Annotated in this window: 5 protein-coding genes; all 5 read right to left on the bottom strand. The window is 62.0% G+C overall.

Going from position 1 to position 5766, the window contains the following annotated elements; translation table 11 throughout:
* Positions 1-2225, bottom strand: a 2225-nt coding sequence (locus EOA60_RS15865) for a GAF domain-containing protein (protein ID WP_164899337.1), incomplete at its 3' end; no start/stop codon positions are given.
* A complete protein-coding gene (locus tag EOA60_RS15860) occupies positions 2191-2751 on the bottom strand; it encodes an SCO family protein (protein WP_128293172.1) in 561 nt (186 codons plus the stop codon). The genes EOA60_RS15860 and EOA60_RS15865, both read right to left, overlap by 35 nt.
* Positions 2752-2771: 20 nt before the next feature.
* Positions 2772-3779, bottom strand: a complete 1008-nt coding sequence (locus EOA60_RS15855) for an ABC transporter substrate-binding protein (RefSeq protein ID WP_095801196.1) — start codon at positions 3777-3779, stop codon at positions 2772-2774.
* A 46-nt stretch (positions 3780-3825) separates the two neighbouring features.
* Positions 3826-4845 carry an ABC transporter substrate-binding protein gene (locus EOA60_RS15850; protein ID WP_127335715.1) on the bottom strand — a complete coding sequence of 340 codons (1020 nt, stop codon included), beginning with the start codon at positions 4843-4845 and terminating at the stop codon, positions 3826-3828.
* A 528-nt stretch (positions 4846-5373) separates the two neighbouring features.
* The coding region (locus tag EOA60_RS15840) for a rhodanese-like domain-containing protein (protein WP_164899336.1) at positions 5374-5766 on the bottom strand (393 nt) is incomplete at its 5' end.

The following is a 5766-nucleotide window of genomic DNA, read 5'->3' as shown; positions in this document are numbered from 1 at the left end:
ACCGCCGTAAGGGTCGATCGGACAATCTGCGCGACGGAGTAGTCCTCGATCGCCAGCGTGAGCTGGCCGGCTTCGATCTTGGACAGGTCGAGCACGTCGTTGATGAGCCCGAGGAGGTGACGGCCGTTTGCCTGCACACGCGCGACGGTCGCCTTTGCCTTGTCCGGGAGTTCGCCATAGATGCCGTCGACCAGCAGTTCTGTGAAGCCCAGAACTGAATTGAGCGGTGTCCTGAGTTCGTGGCTCATATTCGCCAGGAACTGGGACTTGTGGCGGCTGGCTGCTTCCAGCTCCTCGCCTTTCTCCTCGATCTCGCGGAACAGCTTGGCATTCTGGATCGCGACCACCGATTGGGCTGCGAAGGTCTCCAACAGGTGAACAACTTGCTCATCGAAGGCGCCTGGCTTGTGGCGCCTGACGACCAATGCACCGACGATCTTGTTGGGCCTCAGCAGCGGAACGATCAGGATGCCGCGATATCCGGCGTCGAGGATCGTCTTTCTCACAAGGAAGGATGAGGTTTCCTTGCCGAGGTCGGGAAACTGCACCGGCATGCACCGTCCGGGCGCGTCGCCAATACCCATATCGGCCAGCCCGATCGTCTGCTGCGAGACTGCGGCGATAAGCTCATCGCTCATCCCAAAGTTTGCGCGAGGGCGGAATTGCTGCCGCGTGCTGCTGAACACATAGATCGTGCCAGCATCCGTCGCCGACAACTGGACCGCCTTGGCAACGATCGTCTTCAGCACCGTGTCGAGATCCAGCGTCGAATTGACCGCCTTGCTCACTTCGCCGAGCGCCTCGAGCTCACCGACCGACGCCGCAAGCTCGCGCGTCCGTGCCTGCACCGCCTCGAAGAGCCGCGCATTTTCGATGGCGATCACGGCCTGGTCGGCAAATGTCTCGACGAGCGCGATCTCCTTGGGACTGAACGGTTGCGGTTCAGCCCTCGTCATGACGAATACGCCAACGAGATCACCTTCCCGCAACAGGGGGGCAGCGAGGACGGTGCGGAATCCGCCTGCCTCAGCGATCAAGGCGACGCGGTAGTCCGGATCAGCGGTCACGTCTTCGATTTGCACGATCCGCCGTTCTTCGATTACGCGCCCTACGGCGGAGCCTCGCCCAGCGGCAAGCGCTGGAAGTGGATTGGCGTCGACATAGGCACGGAAACTGGGCGGGTAGCCAAGCGTCGACACATAGCGGAATACGCCATCAAGCAACTGCACGATGCCACCCTTGTCGGCGCGACAGAGCCTGACAGCCGATTCCACCAACGTATCGAGCACCACCTGTAGATCGAAGGTAGAGCGGCTGATGACCTTCAGAACGTCTGCAGTGGCTGTCTGCTGCTGAAGGGCTTCGTCGAGCTGCTGCGTGCGTGTCTCAATCTCCTGATACAGGCGGCCCAGCTGGTCGGAGGTCTGGTTGACGTTAGCAGCGAGCACTCCAAGTTCGTCGCGATTGGCGACGGCAACCCGTTGGGCGAAGTCGCCGGCCGCTATCTGGCTGAGACGCGTCTCGATCTTCTTGACCGGTTCGATCAACGACCAGGAGATGATGTAACCGAGCCCCAACGCCAGCAGGATACTGCCCACGGCAAACGAAACCACGATCAGTCTGGACGTGCCGTACGCACCCTCGGTCGTTTCGATGGCCGCCACCATGTCGGCTTCGGCCATGTTGACCAGCTGGTTTGTCAGCCGCTCGAGGCGATCAGCCGACGGTATGATTTCATCAAGCTGAACCTTGCGCGCCTCCTCGGTACGGCCCGCGCGGACAAGCTCTGCCACGTGCGTCACCCCGGCCGTCAGTTTCTCGTACTCTTGCCTGACCTGGCCAAGCACTTCCACCTCGGCTTTGGCGACGAACTCCATGCGCTCGAGGTCGTAGCCGAACTGATTGAGCTGGCGCAGCGCCGTATCCAGCATCCGGTTATCCTGTAGCAACAGGGCGGTGGAAATACCGTAGAGCTGGGTGGTCGTATCGTGCTGTACTTGGCGGTAGGCCGCGATCCTGCGCTGCAGCTTGATCAGCTCGTTGGTCTGATCGTTGACCCCACTCAGCACCTGCAACCCGACGGCACCGAGCACGATGAGCAGGCCGACGATCGACAGGAACGCGATCAAGAGCTTGGTCTGGACGCGCGCCGGCAGCCGGGCAACCCAGCCAACGAGCCAGTTCGTTATGCTATTTGGTTTCGTCCAAGAGGCCGAGAAGGTCACCCCGGAACTCCTCCAAGTCGAACCGGACGCCAAGATATTGTACTCGCAAGATGCCATTCGGGTCTACGAGCGAGGTCAACAAGGTATGGTCGACATCACCGTTCGCCGCCTGCTTCGCGAAGACCCCATATTTCCGTCCAACCTCATGGACAATCGCCGGATCGCCGGTAAGAAACGACCAGCCCTTCAGATCGGCGCCAAAATTCTGCGCATACTCCTTCAAAACATCGGACGTATCGCGCTCCGGGTCGACGGTGATCGAAATGAAGGCGATCTTGGGTCCGAACGCACTGCCCAACTTTTCCTGCACGCTGGCCATCTGGGCGGTCAGCATGGGACAGACGTCGGCACAGTGCGTATAGATGAATGCGATGGCGATCACCTTGCCGCGAAAGTCGTGCAGCGAGACGCGCTCCCGGTCCTGCGACGTCAGCGTAAAGTCTGGAGCCGGTCCGATTGCCGGCAATCGCTCATCGTGCTGCGCGTCATGCGCCTGCGCTGGCCCGGCCATCAGCGCCAGCAGCAAGATACGGGCTGCCAACCCGCTCACGTCTTGAGCTCACGCTTCAGTTGCTCCAGGAATCGCCAGTCTGTTCCCTCGGCGATGATCTGCTGTGGGCTCGACTTGATCATGCCCGTCTCCTGCATGCGCAGCGCGTAGAAGCGCATCGACGCTTCGGCATCGTAGTCCCGCCATACGCCGTATCGCGTGTCGCTCAGCGTTTGCAGCGCGATTTCGTAGCTGGGGACGAAACCTCGATCGACCATTTGCGCTGCACTCCATGCGGGGTCCGAAATGCATAGGTCGGCGCCCTTGAGGATGGCCCTGAGCACGCGCTTGGTCGCCACCGGGTATCTGTTCACGTAGTCCGCAGCGGCCGAGGTCATGCAGCAGAAGTGCTGCGACCAAGGGCGATCGAGGGTCGTGTTGAGGATCGTGTGGCCGATTTTCTTTGCGCGCAGTTGCTGCGTTTCCGGCGGCGTGAAGAGATATGCATCGAACTTTCCGTCGGCGAAGGCTTCCACCGGCTTGCTTTCCTCGATCCATTCGATGTCGTTGACGGGATCCAGTCCAATATAGGCGGCCATCAGGGCGACCAGCACGCGCGACGGCGCATGGATGTCATGCATGCCTACCCGCTTGCCCTTGAGATCCGGGATGCCTTGGATGCTGTCGTTGGCGATTAGCTCGAGGCACCCCGAATGCAGACCGCCAAGCACCCTGATTGGCACGCCCGCGTCGATCGATGCGACATGGACCGGCGCGTAGTTCATGCTGAAATCCGTGTCGCCGCGTGCAATCCACACCGCCTGATCGACTTTTTCGTCGCCCTGCACGTAGCGGACGTCGGTGAAGCCCTCCGCTTTGAGGAACTCTCCGGCCAGGTACATCCCTGCCCAGCAGTAGGCGCCATCGATCCACCGCGGCAAGCGAACAGAGGTCGTTTCAGGGGGTGCCTCGGCCCAAGCGTCGGTCGTTGTGCCGATGAGAGCTGCAGCGCCTGCTGCCGCAGCTCCGGCCATGAAGTGGCGGCGGTTCTGGATGATTTGCATGGGGTTCTCCCTCACGTGGAAAATGGGCACGCGGGTGGCTGCCTAGTCAGGTCTTCAGCTCGTGCTTCAGTTCGTTGAAGAAACGCCAGTCGGTGCCTTGGGCCAACAGCTTCTGGGGGGTGCTCCTCAGCATCCCGACCTCGTGGAGACGCAGGGCGTAGAAGCGCAGGGTGTCCTCAGCGCTATACTCACGCCAACCGTAGGGGATCGCCTTCATGACCTGGAGGGCATGGTCATAGCGCTTAGTATAACCCTGCTGCACCAAGAACTGGGCGGACTGCTCGGGCTCGCTGGCGCAGAAATCCGCCGCTTTCAAGATGGCGCGGAGGGCGCGTTTGGTGGCCACCGGATGCGTACGGACGAACTCCCGCCCCCCAGCCAACATACAACAGAAGTATTGCGACCAGGGCCGGTCCACGGTGCTGCTGATCACCACATGGCCGATCTGCTGCTCCCGCATCTCCTGCGGTTCGGGGGGAAAGCCCAAATAGGCATCGATCTTCCCCTCACTCAGGAGCCGGATGGACTCGGGTCCCGGATGCATGACGAAGTGTATGTCCTTATGGAGGTCCAGGCCGACATACGCCGTCATAGTGGCGAGAAAGACGTATCGGCTGGAATCTAGCGCTGGCACGGCCACGGTCTTCCCCTTGAGATCGCGGATCGACTGGATGCGATCGGTCCCGAACAGTTCAAAGCAGCCGACGTGGAGGCCTGCCAGGATGACGATGGGATCCCCCGCCTCCAGGCGGAGAAGGAGCGGGGCGGCGAAATGCGCACTGAGGTCGGCTTCACCGGAGGCGAGGGCCGGCGCGATGTCTGCCGTCCCCTCTCTTTGGAGGTAGTGCACCTCGGTGAACCCTTCGCTGCGCAACAGTTCTTCGGCTACATACTGGGGGGCCTGACAGATGCTGGGAACCCGGACGAGCCGGATCCGCGTCGTCTCAGGCGGTGGCTCCGCAGCGGCGCGCCTGGGGTGCCAGCCCAGAAGCCCCGCTGCCCCCGCCAGCGTAATCCCACGCAGGAACCTCCGTCGGCTGAACCGTCCGGGATATACGGTATGCATGGGAACCTCCTTTCCAGATGGTGGCCAGTGCGACACTGAGAACACTGACCCGTGGATGCTGTGTTGTGCACAGTCGGCCGTACCTGCATGGCGGGCTCTGGGCTTGCCGCTTGCTCACATCTTCAGCTCTCGCTCCAGCGGCGGTTCCGCATGGAGTGACCTCGGAAGGACGACGACACCGGCAGCGCCTGCCAGGGCAGCACCGGCTAGGAATCGTCGGCGGGTTTGCGTGATCTGCTGCATCGGAACGCTCCCATTCCGAATCGCGAAGGGCAATTCTGGCCGGAACCGAGCAAAAGAGGTTTCGACAGAGGCAGGTGGTCTTGTGGGCGCGACGAGTGGTGTGGATGCTAGCGCCCAGTCCGGTGCGGGAGTCTTGCGCTCTCAGTCGCCGGCTCATTTATTAGCAACCGACGATATGTCACGATACGCCCAATTTGCGTCGGCTGCGAGCCCAAAACTTGCTCGCGCCTCTTGCCCCAGAACCGCTGCCCATTTTTGGGCGACATGCATTTGTTAGCGACACCGTCAGGCCGCCATTTCCACCGGAAGGCCAGCGGCTTTCCATTCCGGCATGCCGTCCTCGAGGCGGCGCACGGAATGGCCAAGCGAGCGCAGCGCGGCCACCGCCTCGAAGGACATCACGCACCATGGGCCGCGGCAGTAGGCGACGATTTCCCGTCCGGGGTCGGCACCCTGGGACCAGGCCTTGACTTCTCCGAGGGGAACATTGACCGCGCCGGGCACGTGGCCAAGCGCGAACTCGTCCGGCGGGCGCACGTCGATCAGCGTCACCAGCCCGTCGCGCATCAGCGCCTGAAGCTCGCCGCGCGTGACCGGCTGTATGTCGTCACGTGCCTCGAAACAGTCGCGCACAATGCGATCGACCTCAGCAAGCTGCCGCTCGGCAATGCCGCGCAC

This window comes from Mesorhizobium sp. M1A.F.Ca.IN.020.06.1.1 (assembly GCF_004023265.1).
GTDB lineage: Bacteria > Pseudomonadota > Alphaproteobacteria > Rhizobiales > Rhizobiaceae > Mesorhizobium.
Note: the sequence above shows the minus strand (reverse complement) of the source record. Positions and strands in the feature narration are given on the sequence as shown.